General features: G+C 65.5%; 2 protein-coding genes. Both read left to right on the top strand.

Annotation, left to right across the window (positions count from 1 at the left end; translation table 11 throughout):
* On the top strand, window positions 1-1,365 hold a 1,365-nt coding region (locus tag EN745_RS30330), incomplete at its 5' end, for a biotin/lipoyl-containing protein (protein ID WP_127422948.1).
* Window positions 1,366-1,457: 92 nt separating this feature from the next.
* A partial coding sequence (gene dnaE / locus EN745_RS30335; protein ID WP_127422949.1) for a DNA polymerase III subunit alpha occupies window positions 1,458-4,775 on the top strand: 3,318 nt, incomplete at its 3' end.

The raw sequence follows: 4,775 nt of genomic DNA on the forward strand, positions 1-4,775 counted from the left end.
GCGCATGGCAACGCGCTCTATCTCGGCGAACGCGAATGCTCGATCCAGCGCCGCAACCAGAAGGTGGTCGAGGAGGCGCCGTCGCCGTTCCTCGACGCCAAAACCCGCAAGGCGATGGGCGAGCAGGCAGTGGCCCTGGCCAGGGCCGTCGACTACCAGAGCGCCGGCACGGTGGAATTCATCGTCGACAGCGAGAAAAACTTCTATTTCCTTGAAATGAACACGCGATTGCAGGTCGAGCACCCGGTGACCGAACTCGTCACCGGCATCGACCTGGTCGAGCAGATGATCCGTGTCGCCGGCGGCGAGAAGCTCGCGATCAAACAGGGCGATGTGAAGCTCAACGGCTGGGCGGTGGAAAGCCGCCTCTATGCCGAAGACCCGTACCGCAATTTCCTGCCTTCCATCGGCCGGCTGACACGCTACCGGCCGCCGGAGGAGGGGACGTTCGGCGATATCGTCATCCGCAACGATACCGGGGTCACCGAGGGCTCCGAGATCTCGATGTTCTACGATCCGATGGTGGCCAAGCTTTGCACCTGGGCGCCGACGCGGCGCGAGGCGATCGACGCCATGTCGGAGGCGCTCGACAGTTTCGTCGTCGACGGCATCGAGCACAACATTCCGTTCCTGGCGGCGCTGATGCAGCATCCGCGCTGGCGCGAGGGGCGGCTGTCGACCGGCTTCATCGCCGAGGAATATCCGCACGGATTCGCGCCGATCACGCCGAACGACGAAGAAAAGGCGGTGCTGGCGGCGGTCGCCACGGCGATGGAGCTGCTGCGCCGCGACCGGCTCGACCGGCTGAGCGGACGGCTGGCGCCGCATTCGGGCATCCTCAAGCGGGACTGGGTGGTCAAGATCGGCGCCGACTACCTTTCGGCCGCCATCCTCGAAGGCATGGTCTCGATCCCGATGGAAGTCGATCTGTCGATCGATGGCGGCAAACCGCTGACGGTAGCGTCCGACTGGCGGCCGGGCGATCTCATCTGGCGCGGCACGGTCGGCGGCAACGCGGTCGCGGCACAGGTCCGGCCGGCGCTGAACGGCTTGCGCATCGCCTGGAAAGGCATGTCGGTGACGGCCCAGGCCATGCTGCCGCGTATCGCCGAACTCGAAAGGCTGATGCCGGAAAAGCTGCCGCCGGACACGTCGAAGATGCTGCTTTGCCCGATGCCGGGCCTGGTCGTGTCGATCGCAGTCGCCGAGGGCCAGGAGGTCAAGGCCGGCGAGACGCTGGCCGTGGTCGAGGCGATGAAGATGGAGAACGTGCTGCGCGCCGAACGCGACCTCACCGTGTCCAAGCTCAACGCCAAGCCCGGCGACAGTCTAGCCGTCGACGCGGTGATCATGGAATTCGCCTGACCTGTGCACAGGAGATCCCTGGACTCGCATCCCGCGCTCCCGGACAATACATCTGCACCGATTGTTGAGTCCCTTCGAGCGACGCGAGCCCCATGGCGGATGAACGACTTCCACGCGACCCGTTGCTGCGCGAAGCAGCGGTAAAGGACGCGCGTCCGGAAACGCCGGCGCGGCCGTTCATCCATCTGCGCGTGCACTCGGCCTATTCGCTGCTCGAAGGTGCCCTGCAACTCGGCGCCATCGTCGGCCATGCGGTCAAGGACGAGTGCCCGGCGATCGCCGTCACCGACACCAACAATCTGTTCGGGGCGCTGGAGTTCGCGCAGAAGGCGGTGAAGGACGGCATCCAGCCGATCATCGGCTGCCAGATCGATCTCGCCTTTTCCGGCGAAGCGGGCGATGCGCAGCGCGACCGCCGCCGCCAGGGGCCGGAGATGCACCCGATCGTGCTGATCGCCGCCACCGAGGCCGGCTACGCCAATCTGGTCAGGCTGATCAGTCGGGTCTACCTGGAAACGCCGCCCGGCGAGCCGGTGCACCTGACCAGCGCGATGCTCGAGGGACAATCCGACGGCTTGATCTGCCTGACCGGCGGTCCGCGCGGCCCGATCGGCCGCGCCCTGAAGGAGGACCGTCGCGACCTCGCCGAGCAGCGGCTGCTGACGCTGAAGGCGATGTTCGGCGACCGGCTCTACGTCGAGCTGGAGCGGGTCCAGGGCTACGACCGCATGATCGAGAAATCGACGGTCGACCTTGCCTACAGCCACGATCTGCCGCTGGTCGCCACGAACGAGGCGTTCTTTTCCAGGCGCGACGACTATGAGGCGCATGACGCGCTGGTCGCCATCGCCGAGGGTTCGGTGGTCGCCGCCGACAATCGCCGGCGGCTCTCGCCGGACAATTTCCTGCGCAGCCAGGCGGAGATGGCGAAGCTGTTCTCCGACCTGCCGGAAGCGATCGACAACACGGTCGAGATCGCGCTGCGCTGTTCCTACTATCCGAAGAACCGCAGCCCGATCCTGCCGCGCTTCACCGGCGGCGATATCGCCGATAAGGACGCGGCGGAGAAGGCGGAGGCGGCCGAGCTCGCCCGCCAGGCGCGCGAGGGGCTGGAGGCGCGGCTGGCCGCGCACGGACCGACGCCGGGCTATACGGTCGAGCAATATCGCGAGCGGCTCGATTTCGAGCTGGGCATCATCGAGAAGATGAAATTCCCGGGCTACTTCCTGATCGTTGCCGACTTCATCAAATGGGCGAAGTCGCAAGGCATTCCGGTCGGGCCGGGACGCGGTTCGGGCGCCGGTTCGCTGGTCGCCTATTCGACGACCATCACCGATATCGACCCGCTGCGCTTTTCGCTGCTGTTCGAGCGCTTCCTCAATCCCGATCGCGTCTCGATGCCGGACTTCGACATCGACTTCTGCCAGGATCGTCGCGAGGAGGTGATCCGCTACGTCCAGCAGAAATACGGCCGCGACCAGGTCGGGCAGATCATCACCTTCGGTACGCTGCAGGCGCGCGCCGTGCTGCGCGACGTCGGCCGCGTGCTGCAGATGCCTTATGGCCAGGTCGACAAGCTGTCCAAGATGGTGCCGCAGAATCCGGCCAATCCGGTCAAGCTGGCGGACGCCATCGCCAACGAGCCGCGCTTCGCCGAAGAGGCGGAGAAGGAGCCGATCGTCCAGACGCTGCTCGATACCGCGCAGAAGCTCGAAGGCCTCTATCGTCACGCCTCGACGCATGCCGCCGGCATCGTCATCGGCGACAGGCCTTTGTCGGAACTGGTGCCGATGTACCGCGATCCGCGCTCGGACATGCCGGTCACCCAGTTCAACATGAAATATGTCGAGCAGGCCGGGCTGGTGAAGTTCGACTTCCTCGGCTTGAAGACGCTGACGGTGCTGGAGACAGCGGTGAAGCTGATCCGCCGTCGCGGCATCGACATCGATCTGGCGACGATCCCGCTCGACGATCCCGATACCTACGCCATGCTGTCGCGCGGCGAGGTGGTCGGCGTGTTCCAGGTGGAAAGCGCCGGCATGCGCAAGGCGCTGATCGGCATGCGGCCGGACTGCATCGAGGACATCATCGCGCTGGTGGCGCTCTACCGCCCCGGCCCGATGGAGAACATCCCGACCTACAACGCCCGCAAGCATGGCGAGGAGGAGATGGCCTCGATCCATCCCAAGATCGACCATCTGGTGAAGGAGACGCAGGGCGTCATCGTCTACCAGGAACAGGTGATGCAGATCGCGCAGGAGCTTTCCGGCTATTCGCTCGGCGAAGCCGACCTTCTGCGCCGCGCCATGGGCAAGAAGATCCGCGCCGAGATGGACAAGCAGCGCGAGCGCTTCGTCACGGGCGCGGTCGAGCGCGGCGTCGGCAAGCCGCAGGCCGACTTCATCTTCGATCTTTTGGCGAAGTTCGCCGACTACGGCTTCAACAAGTCGCACGCGGCGGCCTACGCGGTCGTCTCCTACCAGACTGCCTACCTCAAGGCGCACTATCCGGTGGAATTCCTCGCGGCGTCGATGACGCTCGACATGGGCAACACCGACAAACTGGCCGATTTCCGCCAGGATGCGCTGCGCCTCGGCATCGAGGTGGTGGCGCCATCGGTGATGTCGAGCTTCCGCCCCTTCGAGGTCGGCCAGAACAAGATTTTCTATTCGCTGGCCGCGCTCAAAGGCGTCGGCGACGCGGCGGTCGAGCATATCGTCGCCATGCGCGGCGAAAAGCCGTTCAAGAGCCTCGCCGATTTCTGCGAAAGGGTCGATCCGAAGATCGTCGGCAAGCGCGTCTTCGAAAGCCTCATCATGGCCGGCGCGCTGGACTGCTTCGGCCATGACCGCGCTGCCATGATGGCCGGCGTCGAGCGGATGATGGGGCTGGCCTCGCTGGCGCAGCAGAATGCCGTCTCCGGCCAGGCCGACATATTCGGCGCCTCGCTCGGCGCGCAGTCGCAGGCGCTCAACCTGCCGGCGACCGAACCTTGGCTGGCCGCTGACCGGCTGCATCGCGAGTTCCAGGTGGTCGGCTTCTATCTCTCGGCGCACCCGCTCGACGAGTACAAGGCGGCGCTGCAGAAGATGCGGGTGCAGAACTGGGCGGAGTTCTCGGCCGCGGTCAAGCGCGGTGCTGCCGCCGGTCGCCTCGCCGGCACCGTCACCACCAAGCAGGAGCGCAAGACCCGCACCGGCAACAAGATGGGCGTCGTGCAGTTCTCCGACACGACCGGACAGTACGAGGCGGTGCTGTTCTCCGAAGGCCTGGCGCAATTTCGCGATATGCTGGAGCCCGGCCGCTCGGTGGTGATCACTGTTTCGGCCGAAGACAGGCCGGAGGGCATCAATCTGCGAATCCAGACGGTGCAGTCGCTGGAAGATGAGGCAAGCCGCATCCAGAAGGCG

This window comes from Mesorhizobium sp. M4A.F.Ca.ET.022.05.2.1 (assembly GCF_003998845.1).
Classification (GTDB): domain Bacteria; phylum Pseudomonadota; class Alphaproteobacteria; order Rhizobiales; family Rhizobiaceae; genus Mesorhizobium.